The 12,940-nt window shown below is 71.8% G+C and carries 17 protein-coding genes and 1 tRNA gene; 8 read left to right on the top strand and 10 right to left on the bottom strand.

What is annotated here, in order from left to right:
- The first annotated feature begins 54 nt into the window (after nt 1-54).
- The 3 genes from B0I32_RS06025 (at nt 55) to B0I32_RS06015 (ending at nt 1,811) form a co-directional block, all read left to right on the top strand.
- On the top strand, nt 55-609 hold the full coding sequence (locus tag B0I32_RS06025) for a hypothetical protein (protein ID WP_106235686.1): 555 nt from the start codon (nt 55-57) through the stop codon (nt 607-609).
- 58 nt (nt 610-667) lie between these two features.
- Nucleotides 668-1,060 carry a hypothetical protein gene (locus B0I32_RS06020; protein ID WP_146178057.1) on the top strand — a complete coding sequence of 131 codons (393 nt, stop codon included), beginning with the start codon at nt 668-670 and terminating at the stop codon, nt 1,058-1,060.
- Between the two features lie 79 nt (nt 1,061-1,139).
- Nucleotides 1,140-1,811, top strand: coding sequence for a DUF6766 family protein (locus tag B0I32_RS06015; RefSeq protein WP_219911660.1), 672 nt, complete (start codon nt 1,140-1,142; stop codon nt 1,809-1,811).
- Here B0I32_RS06015 and B0I32_RS06010 read toward each other — a convergent pair.
- Entirely contained in the window at nt 1,745-2,596 is an 852-nt protein-coding gene (locus tag B0I32_RS06010) for a 1-aminocyclopropane-1-carboxylate deaminase/D-cysteine desulfhydrase (RefSeq protein WP_106235680.1), read from the bottom strand. The genes B0I32_RS06015 and B0I32_RS06010 overlap by 67 nt on opposite strands.
- Nucleotides 2,597-2,639: 43 nt before the next feature.
- Between B0I32_RS06010 and galK the strand changes: the two genes are divergently transcribed.
- The gene (gene galK, locus B0I32_RS06005) at nt 2,640-3,752 is read left to right on the top strand and encodes a galactokinase (protein ID WP_106235679.1); all 1,113 of its coding nucleotides are present in this window, start codon (nt 2,640-2,642) and stop codon (nt 3,750-3,752) included.
- 106 nt (nt 3,753-3,858) lie between these two features.
- Nucleotides 3,859-4,449 (top strand): TetR/AcrR family transcriptional regulator, encoded by a 591-nt coding sequence (locus B0I32_RS06000; RefSeq protein ID WP_106235677.1) that lies wholly within the window; start codon nt 3,859-3,861, stop codon nt 4,447-4,449.
- 35 nt (nt 4,450-4,484) lie between these two features.
- Here the strand turns inward: B0I32_RS06000 and B0I32_RS05995 are convergent, their stop codons facing one another.
- Nucleotides 4,485-5,444, bottom strand: a complete 960-nt coding sequence (locus B0I32_RS05995) for a quinone oxidoreductase family protein (RefSeq protein WP_106235675.1) — start codon at nt 5,442-5,444, stop codon at nt 4,485-4,487.
- Nucleotides 5,445-5,512: 68 nt separating this feature from the next.
- Here B0I32_RS05995 and B0I32_RS05990 point away from each other — a divergent pair, with 68 nt between their 5' ends.
- Nucleotides 5,513-6,133, top strand: a complete 621-nt coding sequence (locus B0I32_RS05990) for a TetR/AcrR family transcriptional regulator C-terminal domain-containing protein (RefSeq protein ID WP_106235674.1) — start codon at nt 5,513-5,515, stop codon at nt 6,131-6,133.
- 79 nt (nt 6,134-6,212) lie between these two features.
- Here the strand turns inward: B0I32_RS05990 and B0I32_RS05985 are convergent, their stop codons facing one another.
- Nucleotides 6,213-6,989 carry an enoyl-CoA hydratase-related protein gene (locus B0I32_RS05985; protein ID WP_106235672.1) on the bottom strand — a complete coding sequence of 259 codons (777 nt, stop codon included), beginning with the start codon at nt 6,987-6,989 and terminating at the stop codon, nt 6,213-6,215.
- 52 nt (nt 6,990-7,041) lie between these two features.
- On the opposite strand from B0I32_RS05985, the gene B0I32_RS05980 reads away from it, so the two are divergent.
- Nucleotides 7,042-7,746 carry a tyrosine-protein phosphatase gene (locus B0I32_RS05980; protein ID WP_181307062.1) on the top strand — a complete coding sequence of 235 codons (705 nt, stop codon included), beginning with the start codon at nt 7,042-7,044 and terminating at the stop codon, nt 7,744-7,746.
- A 15-nt stretch (nt 7,747-7,761) separates the two neighbouring features.
- Here B0I32_RS05980 and B0I32_RS05975 read toward each other — a convergent pair whose 3' ends face one another.
- The 4 genes from B0I32_RS05975 to B0I32_RS05960 all read right to left on the bottom strand — a co-directional run bounded on the left by B0I32_RS05975 (nt 7,762) and on the right by B0I32_RS05960 (nt 10,443).
- A complete protein-coding gene (locus tag B0I32_RS05975) occupies nt 7,762-8,892 on the bottom strand; it encodes a nitric oxide synthase oxygenase (protein WP_106235670.1) in 1,131 nt (376 codons plus the stop codon).
- A gap of 332 nt (nt 8,893-9,224) precedes the next feature.
- A complete protein-coding gene (locus B0I32_RS05970) occupies nt 9,225-9,689 on the bottom strand; it encodes a hypothetical protein (protein WP_106235668.1) in 465 nt (154 codons plus the stop codon).
- 93 nt (nt 9,690-9,782) lie between these two features.
- Entirely contained in the window at nt 9,783-10,055 is a 273-nt protein-coding gene (locus B0I32_RS05965) for a cell division protein CrgA (RefSeq protein ID WP_245955627.1), read from the bottom strand.
- Between the two features lie 313 nt (nt 10,056-10,368).
- Nucleotides 10,369-10,443: transfer RNA gene (locus tag B0I32_RS05960), tRNA-Asn, on the bottom strand.
- Nucleotides 10,444-10,569: 126 nt separating this feature from the next.
- Here B0I32_RS05960 and B0I32_RS05955 point away from each other — a divergent pair.
- Nucleotides 10,570-10,887, top strand: coding sequence for a hypothetical protein (locus B0I32_RS05955; RefSeq protein ID WP_106235665.1), 318 nt, complete (start codon nt 10,570-10,572; stop codon nt 10,885-10,887).
- 83 nt (nt 10,888-10,970) lie between these two features.
- On the opposite strand, the gene B0I32_RS05950 is transcribed toward B0I32_RS05955, so the two are convergent.
- From B0I32_RS05950 to B0I32_RS57465, 3 genes are read right to left on the bottom strand one after another with little or no spacing between them, the layout of a single operon-like run.
- On the bottom strand, nt 10,971-11,444 hold the full coding sequence (locus B0I32_RS05950) for a hypothetical protein (RefSeq protein WP_106235664.1): 474 nt from the start codon (nt 11,442-11,444) through the stop codon (nt 10,971-10,973).
- On the bottom strand, nt 11,441-12,715 hold the full coding sequence (locus tag B0I32_RS05945; RefSeq protein ID WP_181307060.1) for an amylo-alpha-1,6-glucosidase: 1,275 nt from the start codon (nt 12,713-12,715) through the stop codon (nt 11,441-11,443). The genes B0I32_RS05950 and B0I32_RS05945 overlap by 4 nt, the downstream gene beginning before the upstream one ends.
- A 32-nt stretch (nt 12,716-12,747) precedes the next feature.
- On the bottom strand, nt 12,748-12,906 hold the full coding sequence (locus tag B0I32_RS57465) for a hypothetical protein (protein ID WP_181307058.1): 159 nt from the start codon (nt 12,904-12,906) through the stop codon (nt 12,748-12,750).
- Between the last annotated feature and the right edge of the window lie 34 nt (nt 12,907-12,940).

The following is a 12,940-nucleotide window of genomic DNA, read 5'->3' as shown; positions in this document are numbered from 1 at the left end:
CGAGATCTCCCGTCCTCACGCGGGGAGCCCGGGGAGCGCCGTAGCGTAGGGCTCATGGGCAAGGCGTTCTGGATCGATCAGGAGTTCGACAGGGACCGCGACGGGCGCTATGCCGTACACGTTCGCAAGAACCTGGACGAGTTCGAGTGGGGTGACATCGCGCCGGTGCGCTTCGCCTGCACGGCGTGGCGGCTGGCCGCGCCGCCGTTCCTCGACCCCGGCTACGTGCGGTGGGACCGGCGCGTCCTGGAGGCGACCTGCCACCGCAACACCTGGGACGGCACCCTCTACGCGCGGGTCAGGGTCGTCTCGCCGCTGCCGGAGGAGCTGCGGCGCTCGCGGACGTGGTGGCGCGACCGCGGCTGGCTGGGCTGGCAGGAGACCTTCGGCCAGTACGTCGAGCCGACCCAGCAGGACCTGGCCAGGATCCCGTTCCTGCGCGCCTCCCTCCTCGTCGAGGCGCCGGTGCCGCTGGACGACCTGCCGCCCGAGCCCGAGGGGCCGCACGAGGAGGTCGAGCGACGCGCGCACCGAGCGGTGACGGTGCTGGCCCGCGAGCTCGACGCGCTGGTGTCGCCGGTGCTCGACCAGCTCGGGCCGATGTACTGATCCCCGAGGGCAGCGCTACTCCGAGCATGGCCGATACTCCTGTGGGTAACAGAGGCCCATGAGAAAGCCTCTCGTGGTACTGGCGCTGGTCCTCGTGCCGGTCTCGGCCGCCACCGGCTGCGCCGTGGACACCCGGTCCCCCGCACGAGCGGCCGAGCGCTTCCACGCCGCGATCTCCGCCCACCAGGAGGCGGCCGCGTGCGCGATGCTCACCCGCCAGACCGCCGAGAAGCTGCCCGACCGCGGCCAGACCTGCGCCGACGCGCTGAAGGAGCTGGGACTCGGCCCCGGCGGCGGGGTCACCGCGGTGAGCGTGTGGGGTGACGAGGCGCAGGTCCGGCTGCGCGGTGACACGCTCTTCCTGCGCCACTTCAGCGACGGCTGGCGGATCAGCGCGGCCGGCTGCAGCCCGGTGCGCGACCTCCCGTACGAGTGCGAGGTGGAGGACTGATGCGGGTGATGTTCGTGCTGACCCTGCTGGTGATCGTGCTCGGGCTGGCGAGCTTCTTCGCGATCGGATGGTCGAGACTGTGAGACGGGTCAAGGAGAACGCGCTATCGCTGACGTTCCTGGTGCTGTTCCTGCTGGCGCTGGGCGGGCAGGCCGTGGCCGGGCTGCTGCAGTTCAACGACCAGCAGGTGGCCGAGGGCGCCGAGCCGGTCTCGCTGGCGCGGTTCGTGCTCTCCTCGTCGTTCGCGGTGGACGTGGCCGAGAACTGGCAGTCCGAATACCTGCAGTTCTTCCTGTTCATCATGCTCACCGTCTGGCTGGTCCAGAAGGGCTCGCCCGAGTCCAAGGAGCCCGGCGAGGAGGGGGCGGAGTCGGACGAGGAGCAGCGGATCGGGCCGCACGCGGGGCCCGACTCCCCGCGCTGGGCCAGGGCCGAGGGGATGCGGCTGTGGTTGCTCAGCAACTCGCTCGGGATGGTGATGGGCGCCGTCTTCCTGCTGTCGTGGCTGGCGCAGTCGGTGGCGGGGCAGGCGGCGTACAACGCCGAGCGGCTCAGCGACCTGCGCGATCCGGTCACCTGGGGCTCGTACGTCACCTCGGCCGAGTTCTGGAACCGGAGCCTGCAGAACTGGCAGTCGGAGCTGCTGGCCGTGCTGTCGATGGTGGTGCTGTCGATCTATCTGCGTCAGCGGGGCTCACCGGAGTCGAAGCCGGTCGGGGCGCCGCACGCGTCCACCGGGGTCGAGGGCTGACCGGTGACCACGGCGACGACGCGGGTGCCCGGCGCGAGGACGCCCCGCCGGGCCAGGTCGACGATCCCGTAGAGCATCTTCGCCACGTAGATCCGCTCGACCGGATGCCGCTCGACGAACGCGTCCAGGGCCGGCGTCGACCGCGCGTACCCGCCGAAGTGGTAGCCGAGCTCGATCGACCAGTTCGGCCATGTACGTCCATATGCCTCCCGCTGCAGCCTGGCCACCTCCTCCCGCAGGAAGCCGCCGCCCTTCAGCACCGCGAACCCGAGCGCCCGCCTGCCTGCGGCGAGCCCCGCCGAGAGGCCCGCCAGGGTGCCGCCGGTGCCGACCGGGCAGCAGATGACGTCGTAGTCGCCGTCGATGTCGCCGTCGATCTCCCCCGGCAGCTCGGCGCAGCCGCGTACGGCCGCCGCGTTGCTCCCGCCCTCCGGCAGGATCACCACGTCCTCGCCCCACCGCGCCCGCAGCTCCGCCTGCAGCTCCTCGGTGTGCTTGCGCCGGTAGGAGGCCCGGTCGAGGTAGGTGAGCGTCATGCCGCAGGCCGCGGCGCGGGCCAGTGAGGGGTTGAGCGGCAGGTGCTCCTCGCCCCTGATGACCCCGATCGTCTCGATGCCGTGACGCGCCCCCGCCTCGGCCACGGCCCTGATGTGGTTGGAGTAGGCGCCGCCGAACGTGAGCAGCCGCGCGTGCCCGAGGTTGTAGCGGAGTTTGCGCGGTTTGTTGTCGTCGTGCCGCAGGAACACGCGGACCTGACCGAGCCCTGGGTCCAGCAGCTCCTCCATGGCGCTAGTCTACGGTCGGGCCTTTGTTGAGGAGTGTTCGATTATGGGCGTTGTTGAAGCTTTCCGTGCCGCGTACGGCGCGTCCCCTCAGACCGTCTGGCGTGCGCCCGGCAGGGTCAACCTCATCGGCGAGCACACCGACTACAACGACGGCTTCGTGCTCCCGTTCGCGGTGCCGTGGGGCGTGACGGCGGCCCTGACCCCGCGTACCGACGGCACCATCCGCCTGCTCTCCCTCCAGGCCCCCGGCGAGCCGGTCACCATGGCCACCCGCGAGGAGTCCGAGGGCTGGACCCGCTACGTCGTCGGCGTCCTCGCCATGCTCGGCGACCGGGTCGAGGGCGCCGACATCGCGATCGACGGCGACGTCCCGCGCGGCGCCGGGCTGAGCTCCAGCGCGGCCCTGGAGGTGGCCGTCGCCTCCGCGCTCAACGACGTGCACGAGCTGGGCCTGACCCCGATGGAGCTGGCCCTGCTCAGCCAGAAGGCGGAGAACGACTTCGTCGGCATGCCCTGCGGCATCATGGACCAGGCCGCCTCGGCGCTGGGCCGGGAGGGGCACGCGCTGTTCCTCGACTGCCGCTCGCTCGGCTCCCGCAACATCCCGCTCGACCTGGCCGCGCACGGCCTGAGCGTGCTCATCATCGACACGCAGGTGCACCACGAGCACGCGGGCGGCGAGTACGCCAAGCGCCGCGCCGAGTGCGAGTCCGCGGCCCGCAAGCTCGGCGTCCCCGCCCTGCGCGACGTCACCGACCTGGCCGGGGCTCTCGACCAGCTGCGCGGGGACGAGCGCAAGCGCACGATGCACGTCGTGACGGAGAACCACCGCGTCGAGGCGCTGATCGGCCTGCTGCGGGCCGGCCAGGTCACCGAGATCGGCGCCCTGCTGAACGCCTCCCACCTGTCGCTGCGGGACCAGTACGAGGTGTCGTCGCCCGAGCTGGACCTGGCGGTGGAGGCCGCGATCAGGGGCGGCGCGCGCGGCGCGCGGATGACGGGCGGCGGCTTCGGCGGCTCGGCCATCGCGCTGGTGCCGGACGAGCGGCTGGACGACGTGCGGGCCTCGGTGACGGCCGCCTACGCGGAGCGGGGCTTCCAGGAGCCGCGCTTCCTGCCCGCCACCCCGGCCGCCGGCGCCCACCGCCTCTCTTGACGCCGCCTCTCTGATCAGTGTCCGGTTTCGCCTAAACTAAGTGGAGCGTTGTTCCGATCGATCGATCGTCGGAGCCCGGTCCGCTTCGTCGGCGAAGGAGAGCACGGTGCCCACCACAGGCCAGCCCGGCGAGATGCCGGTCAGGAGCAAGCGGGCCGACGCGCGGCGCAACCAGCAGACGCTGCTGGCCGCCGCCGCCGAGGTTTTCGTCGCCTCGGGTGTCGACGCGCCGATCCGGGAGATCGCCGCGAAGGCGGGCGTCGGGGTGGGGACGATCTACCGTCACTTCCCGTCCCGGGCGGACCTCATCGTCGCCGTCTACCGTCACCAGGTCGAGGCGTGCGCGGAGGCGGGCCCGGTGCTGCTGGCGGAGACCGGCTCCCCGTACGAGGCGCTCCGCCGGTGGATCGACCTCTTCGTCGACTTCCTGGTCACCAAGCACGGGCTGGCCAAGGCGATGCAGTCCGACAGCAACGGCTTCGCGACGCTGCACGCCTACTTCCTCGACCGTCTGGAGCCGGTCGCCGCGCACCTGCTCGACGCCGGGGTGGAGGCGGGCGAGATCGAGCCGGGCACGCGCGCGTACGAGCTGATGCGCGGCGTCGGCGACCTGTGCGTCGACCACGGCAGCGACCCGCGCTACAACCCCCGCCACCTGATCGACCTCGTCTTCAGAGGACTGCGGCGCACCTCCTGAGCGCCGTCGTCACCGCGGATCTTCGAGAACCGCGGTCATGGCACGACGACCAGACGTCTGCCGCGCAGGTCGGTGCGTCGCCAGGCGGACTCGACCGCGCTCAGCGGGACCTTCTCCACCCCGAAGGTGAGCTCGCCGGAGCGGGTCCACGCGACGATCCGCCCGTACACCTCGCCCATGGTGCCGGGGTCGAGGTTTCTGGCCGCGCCGTAGATCTCGACCCCTGAGGTACGCAGGCTGTCGGCGGAGAGGGTCAGCCGCGCCCCGGCCGACTCGCCGACCTGCACCACCCGGGTCGGCTTCGGGAAGGCGAAGGACTCCGGTGTCAGCGAGCGCAGCAGGATCTCGGTGGGCCTGCCCCAGAGGAAGTCCACGACGATGTCGTAGCCGTCGCCCCTCGCCTCCGTGTACGCCCGCGCCAGCGCGTCGTCCTGGACGGCCGTGTTGATCACCGTGTCGGCGCCGAGGTCCAGCACCTCGCGCAGTTGCCCCTCGTCGCGGCCGGTGGCGACGATCCGGCCGGCGCCGAGCAGCCGGGCCACCTGGACCGCGAGCCGCCCGGCCACCCCCGTGGCGCCCTGCACCAGCACCGTCTCGCCGGGCACGAGACCCGCCGCGGTCGCCATGGACATGCCGGTGACGGCGGAGCCGAGCACCGCCGCGACCTCCGGCTCGATCCCGTCGGGGACGGGAACGTACGCGCCGCGCGCCACCACGGTCCGCTCGGCCAGCGCGCCGTAGGGGGCGCGCGGGCGGCCGAAGCCGACGAGGGTGCCGTCCGGCAGCGTCCCGATGCCGTCGAAGACGGGGATCAGCGGGAACCGGGCGAGGTATCCGCCGCCGGCGTAGTGGGTCCCGGCCGCGAAGGCCTTGTCGACGTTCTCGACCGCGACCGCCCTGACCTCGACGATCACCTCGTCCGCGGCGGGCACCGGGTCGGGGAAGTCCTCGAACCGGGGCACGCCGCCGATCTCGTGGAGCACCGCTGCCTTCATGTCAGCTCCTCTCTATCACTGATAGGGAGGACCCTAGCACTGATAGAGTGCGCTGGGAGGTGCCGACTTTGGCCTTGGACAGACAGCGGATCGTCACCGAAGCGATAGCACTGCTGGACGCGGAAGGTCTCGACGGCGTGACCACGCGCAAACTGGCCACCCGGCTCGGGGTGCGGTCACCGACCCTCTACTGGCACTTCCCGAACAAGGCGGCCCTCGTCACCGCCATCGCCGAGGAGATCCTCGAAGAGCAGTTCCCCGAGCTGACCCGGCCCGGGCCGGAGGAACGCTGGCAGGACTGGCTGAGCGGCCTGGCCACCCGGCTGCGCCGCGCGCTGCTGGCCCATCCGGACGGCGCCAGGATCGTCTCGGCGTCCCAGCTCTCCCTCAAGATGGCGGCGATCTCGGAGCTGGCGATGAGCACGCTGATGGAACGGGGCTTCGCGCTGCGGCAGGCCCGTCTGATCGTGCTGACGGTCGAGCGCTTCACCCTCGGGTTCGTCCTGGAGGAGCAGTGGCCCCGGCCCGAGGCGGGCAGCGGGGAGGACTTGGACCTGGCCGCGTACGGCGCGATGTTCCCGACCGTCATGGCCGGCGTGACCGACTACTTCCAGCCCGGCCGCACCGTCGACGACCTGTTCCAGGACTGCCTGCGGATGGTCATCGAGGGACCTCCGGCGGCGCCCTGACCGGCGGTGGCGTCACAGGGGGTGGGAAGTGCGGCGGGCGACTCTGTTACGGAGGCGGGAAGGTGGGCGGGCGGCGCTGTTACAGAGGCGGGAAGGTGGGCGGGCGGCGCTCCAGGAAGCTGGCGACGCCCTCGGCGAAGTCCGGCCGGCCGAAGGAGGCGAGCATCTCCTGGGTGGCCGCCTTGGCCGACTCCTCCAGCGTGGTGTCCCAGTCGTGCCACACCTGCCGCTTGATCACCGCCATGGACGCCGGCGAGCTGTGCACCGCCAGTTCGGCGGCGTAGGCGCGGGCCTGGTCCAGCAGTTCGGCCCCCGGCACGGCCCGGTTGGCCAGCCCCAGCTCGTACGCCTCCCGCCCGGAGAACACCCGCCCCGACAGCAGGATGTCCATCGCCCGCTGCTGCCCCATGACGCGTGGCAGCACCCAGGACAGCCCGTACTCGGCGACCAGCCCGCGGCGCGGGAAGGCCGTCGTCCACTTGGCCTCCTCGGCGGTGAAGACGAGGTCGCAGACGAGGGCGTGCACCATGCCGAGGCCCGCGCAGGCCCCGTTGACGGCGGCGATGATCGGCTTGGCGATGGTCGTGGGGAAGGTGTTGGGACGGGGGTCGGGGGCCTCGTCGTACGAGCCGGTCTGGATGGCGGTCAGCGTCTTGAAGTCGGCTCCCGAGCAGAACCCCCGGCCCGCGCCGGTGACCACCACGGCCCGCACCCCGGGATCCTGCTCCGCCTCCGCCAGCAGGTCGAAGTAGCGCCGCCCCATCGCGTCGGTCCACGCGTTGAGCGTGTCGGGCCGGTTGAAGGTCAGCGTGAGCACGCCCTTGTCGTCGAGCGTCGAGAGCACCAGATCCGCCATGCCCCTAACAGAACCATGTTCTAGCCCGGGAAGGCAAGGATACGGTGGTCCCATGGAGCGGCATCTGGCGTGGGAGGGCTGCCACAACGTCCGCGACCTGGGCGGCCTGGCGGCGAGCGGCGGACGGCGGACGCGCTGGGGAGCGGTGGTGCGTTCCGACACGCCCGACCGGCTCACCCCGGCCGGCTGGGCGGCCGCGGCGGCCCACGGCGTACGCACGATCGTCGACCTGCGCACTCCCGGCGAGCACCGCGCCGCCCCCGGCCACCGCCCGCCCGGGATGACGATCGTCAGCGTGCCCCTGCACCGCCACGACGACCCCGCCGTCACCCGGTACGGCGGGACGCCCCTCTACCTGGGCCCGTTCCTCGACCGGCGGGCCGACCAGTGCGTCCTCGCCCTGCGCGCCGTCGCGCGGGCCGAGCCCGGCGGGGTGCTCATCCACTGCGTGGCCGGCCGCGACCGCACCGGGCTGATCGCGCTGCTGCTGCTCGCGCTGGCCGGGGTCGGGCCCGCCGACATCCTGGCCGACTACGCCTGCTCGGCGGCCCGGCTCGGCCCGCTGTACGCCCTGCTGGGCGAGCCCGACGACGACCTGCGCGTACGGGCCCGCCTGGCGGAGGCCGGGACCACCACGGAAGAGGTCGTCTCGGCTCTGCTGGCGCGCCTCGACGTGGAGGCGCGCCTGACGGCGGCCGGCCTGACCGCCGCCGAGCTCACCACCCTCCGCGACCGCCTGACCGAGCCCTGCCCCTGACGCCTTGCGGGTCTCCTACCGGTGGTGGACGAAGGCCGGAGTCAGGACGCGGGTGTCGTAGTAGCGGTGGAAGACGGGCGTGGCGCTGCCCGACAGCGGTGGCACGATCCACGACCAGTCCGCCGGGCAGACCCGACCCGCCTGCTCCTCCCGCGACAGATGCGTCAGGAAGCGCCGCGACTCCGTGTGGTGATCGGTCATGCTCACTCCAGCCTGCTCGAACGAGTGCAGCACCGCCACGTTCAGCTCCACCAGCGCGTGATCACGCCAGAGCGTCCGTTCGCTGGAGGTGTCCAGCCCGAGCCGCTCCGCCACCACTCCGAGCTGGTCGTACCTGTCCGCGTCCGCCAGGTTGCGCGCGCCGATCTCGGTGCCCATGTACCAGCCGTTGAACGGCGCGCAGGGGTAGCAGATTCCGCCGATCTCCAGGCACATGTCCGAGATGGCCGGTACGGCGTGCCAGCGCAGGCCGAGCTCCTCGAACCAGGGATAGTCGGGATGCGTCAGCGGCACCTCCAGCACGGCGTCCCCCGGCAGGTTGCACAGGAGCGGCTCGCCCGCCGGGGGCCGGATGACGAGCGGCAGCACGTCGAACCGGCCGCCCCGGCCGCGCCAGCCCAGGCGGGTGGCGGTCTCGGTGAGCGCGAGGTTGGCCGGGTCGCCGCGCACGCCATCTGGGGTGCGGTAGCCGGCGTACCGGATGAGCTGGTCGTTCACGATCCGGAAGGCGGGCAGGGCGGGGGTGTCGGGCGGCAGCACGGTGACCGTGGGCCTGATCTTGCCTCGGCCCGTGGCGTCGCGCAGGTGGGCCACGCATTCGAGGGCGATCCCCTCGGCCGTGCTCACCTGGCGGCGGTCACGTACCTTGAGCGAGCGCCAGTACAGCCGCCCGATGCACCGGTTGCTGTTACGCCAGGCCACCCGGGCCCCGAACTCCAGTTCCTCGTACGTGTGCGTGTAGGTCCCGCGCCGGGCCACCTCCCTGGCGACGTCGCGCAGGCGGGTGTACGGGTTCCCGGCGGACGGGTTCTCGGTGTGGAAGAGCCTGATGAAACGCTCGGCCTCGCCGAGGTCGGTGGTGCGCCTGACCACCGTGCGGGCGGCGGGCGCGTCGAAGGGTCGAAGGGATTTGATCCAGGTAGGCACGCGGCAGTCAGCACTTCTCCGTCAGCGGAGCGCCCCGCCGATTCCGGGTCGGCGACACGTCCTGGTGGCGCCCTCTCCACGCCTCCGTCACGGTTCCCGCGGCTCCGGCCTCAACGACCGGCCCTTCCATCCTTGCGCGCCATGCCTGCCTTGTCCCAGGAACGGGAAAACGGGTGATGGTCGAGTCACATAGCGTGAAATGCCACACGCCCCCGGAAACCCTGCCGGGGGCGCGTGACACCGTCCGGGCTACCGGCGGAGGCCACGTGACCGCATCCCGCCTGCCGGCGAGGGCGCGCGGCTACCGGCGGGGGCGCGTGACTCCATCCCGGCTACCGGCGGACGTGCCCCTCCCATGCGCAGGTGAGACGGATGACGCGCGCGTGACGCCACCGCTTGCCGGCGACCTTCCCGCCCGCGATCTCCCGTGCCGGAACGCGGATCGTCAGCCGCTCGGGCGTCGCCCGCCGCACGTCGTCCTCGGCGGCCCGCGCGGGCACGGCCTCGACGTACTCGTCGTCGATCAGCTCGGCCACCTTGGCCCTGGAAAGGGCTACGACCTCGCCGTCATCCGTCCAGCACACGAGCCTGCCGCCGTGCCGCGCACGTTCCGTATGCCCGCCGTGCCGCGCGCGTTCGCCGTGCCCGTCGGGCCGCGCACGTTCGGCGTGCCCGTCCTGCCCGCCGAGCACTCTGACGGGCCCGTCAGGGCGTTCGCCGGCCAGTGCGGGCCCGGCCATGCCGCCGAGTCCGAGCGCCGCGACCGTGGCGACGATCGCCAGATGTCGCTTCATCATTGGGATCTCCCTCCCCGAGGGGGTTTCGACACCCCCGAGGGTCCCCCGCGGCACCTGAAGCCAGGCTTAAGACAGCCGAACCGATCTTCAGCTTCAGCCCCGGCGGCGCGCCACCACGATGGCCACCACCGCCTGCACCAGGGCGAAGAACACCCCCAGGATGATGAACGCGAAGCCGACGAGCAGGTTGTAGTTCCCCAGCTCGGCGAGGACCGGCAGAGCGGGGTTCAGGTAGAACACGACGATCCACAGAACGCCGACGACCCAGCAGAGACCCATCGCCACCACCGGCCACATGGGCGTACGCGCGGGCCGCCGCGACGAACGGCCGGGCGAGTCGGGCGAGCCGGGTGAAGAGGCAGACACTCGTTCACTCCTGTGATGGGGGCCAGGAAACGCGCCAGTCCGAAGCACCGCCATCAAAGCACAACGACCGCCCACCGCCGACCCCTCACGCGCGTCCGTACCTCCGGGCCAAGGCCGATCCTGCTCGGGCGCGGGCTTCATGATCGGCGCCGTGGCTCTGGCCATCGGATCGGGCGCCCCGCACCGCAGGCGCCCTCAGCGGGAGGACCGGCCGACACACCCGAGCCATGGGGTACGACTCTGAGCCACCTGATCACCCATGTCGCCGGAAACGACTCAGGCCCCCTTCCCAGAGGAAGAGGGCCTGGCGGACTGGCTCCCGCGATAGGACTCGAACCTATAACCTGCCGGTTAACAGCCGGCTGCTCTGCCGTTGAGCTACGCGGGATCGAACTGTTTGCCCACCTCGGCGGGGCCCTGGGCCCTGTCGCTGTGCGCAGGAATAGATTAGCGCACTCCGGGAGTGCGTGTCGCATCGTCAGCGGGGTAGGCCCGGAGACAGCGGAGGTGAAAAATGCGTTATCGACTGACATTCGCTGTTGGGCTGGCTGTGGGCTACGTGCTGGGCAGCCGGGCCGGGCGCGAACGGTACGAGCAGATCAAGCGGACCGCGCAGCGCGTGGCCGACAATCCCCGGGTGCAGGAAGCGGCCGGGGTGTTCGGGGCGCAGGCGTCGAGGTTCGCGGGGATGGCCAGGGAGAGGGTGGGTGACACGCTGCAGCAGCGGATCCCGTTCCTCCATTCCGACGAGCACGGTTCGGCGAACGGCACCGGCTGGCCCGAGGAGGACGCCGCGGAGCGGAAGGCCCGGGAGAGCGGCATCCCCTACTGAGGCACACGCCGACCCCGTGTGGGTTGAGAGCGGCCGTACACCCCCGCACGCCTGCGGCCGCGCCCACGCCGGAGCCGGGAAGGTCAGACGCCCATGCTCCGGCGTACGCCTTCCAGGGCCTGTTCGGCCTGGGCGCGCAGGCCGGGGTCGGCGGGGTCGAGGCCGTCGTCGAAGACGAGGGTCCAGCCGAGCAGCTCGCCGCCGGGCCTGCGCCTGGCCACCAGCCGGACACCACCCCTGCCGGGCAGCTGCACGTGCTTGTTGACCACGATCGTGGAGTTGACCCGCTCGCGCACGGTCTCGGGCATCATGCGCGGCTCGGCGATCCGCTCGAAGTGCCGGACGCCGTCCGTGGTGATCACGTGCAGGCCGTCCTCGTCCCACGAGGCCCGGTCGATCTCCTCGTACGGCAGGCGCGTGCCGCCGGGCAGGTGGAGCGCGAGGTTCGTGGCCACCAGGTGACCCGCCTCCGCGGCGGCGAACGTCAGCACCCGCTCCCCCTTCTCGAAGTCCAGGGAACGGCGCACGTCAGCGGGCAGCCGGCGGAAAAGGCTCATTCGACCACGATATCGGCGAGCAGATCCAGGGTGAGCGCCGCACTCCAGGAGAAGTCCCTGCAGCCCCGCCCGCTGCCGTCGAACGGGTCGAAGCACTCGCGGAAACCGGCCTGGCGGACCAGGCGTAAGGTGCCGTTGGTGAGTTGCTGGCCGAGCTGGTCGAGCGAGTGCACGGCCGCGGCCCTGCGCAGCAGCCAGTTGGTGTTCACCCAGGAGGGGCCGCGCCAGTAGCGGGTGCGGTCGAACTGGGCGGCGCGGATCTCACAGCTCGGCACCGGATAGCCGGTCGCGCCCATGAACCTGGCCGACTCCAGCACGTCGACGACGGCCCGCAGCCGGTCGGCGGGCAGCCCCGGGTCGAGCAGCGGCCCGAACGCGCCGACCGTGCACACCCGGATGAGCCGGTCCGCGCGCAGGTCCCTGGCGTAGAAGCAGCCGTCCCAGAGGCGGTCGAGCAGCGCCCGCCTGATGCGTTCCGCCTGCTCGGCGTGCGGCGCGGGATCGACGCCGGCGAGCGGGGCGAGCTCGGCCATGGCCTGGCAGGAGGCCAGCCAGATCCCGTTGAACATCGGGTCCTCGATGGCGAACGGATGCTCGTCGCGCAGGTAGCCGGGGCTGTAGCCGGCGTCCCGGTAGCGCATCGCGAGCCAGACGTAGCGGTCGTGGTCGCTGTCGGGGTGGCGTTCTTCCATCTCGACGTTGTGGTAGCCGTACCGGATCGAGGGCAGCGCGTTGAGCGGCTCGTCCCAGGCCGGGCTGTCGTCCATGCCCGACTCCCAGGGGTGCACGATCGCGGCGAGCCCGGCGCCGCCCAGGTCGCGGGCCGAGGCGAGGTAGTCGTGCTGGGCGGCCAGCGCCGGGTAGGCCTGCCTGACGAACGTGGCGTCGCCCGTGTGGCGGTAGAGCCACCACAGCGCCAGCCCGTGCAGGGGCGGCGCGGTGAGTCCCGAGGTGAGCACGCGGGGCGCGGCCTTGTGCTCCTGCGATCGCCACACGGAAGGACCGGGGAAGTACGCTTCGCGGGTATGGAAGACGATGTGCGGCACCATCCCGGTGGCCCACTGCCCGCGCAGCAGGCTGAGCAGCTCGTCGCGGGCCCGGTCCGGCCGGTGCCTGGCCAGGCCGATGACGACGAAGGCGGAGTCCCAGCTCCATTGGTGCGGATACAGCCCTGGCGCGGGCACGGTGCCGGTGCCCGTCCAGTTCGCCTCGAGCACGGCCAGGGCCTCGCGCCCGAGCGCGGCATCGTCGACCGCCGGCCGCGCCTCCATCACCTCACTATGACTGCGGATGCCTCAGGAAGCTATGTCCGCTTGAGCCACTTCGAGGCGAACATGACGGCGAACGCGACGGCGCCGATGACGAGCCCCCACTTGAGCAGCGTGAGGGCGAAGCCCACGAGGGGGCCGAGCAGCAGGAGCGCGGCGATGACGGCCGCGACGATCAGAAGAATTCGTCCCATGACCACCACGCTAAGAGATCCTTAAGTGGTTTGC

Source organism: Nonomuraea fuscirosea (assembly GCF_003001935.1).
GTDB classification, from domain to species: domain Bacteria; phylum Actinomycetota; class Actinomycetes; order Streptosporangiales; family Streptosporangiaceae; genus Nonomuraea; species Nonomuraea fuscirosea.
The sequence above is the reverse complement of the archived record's forward strand: the minus strand, read 5'-3'. Positions and strand labels throughout refer to the sequence as shown.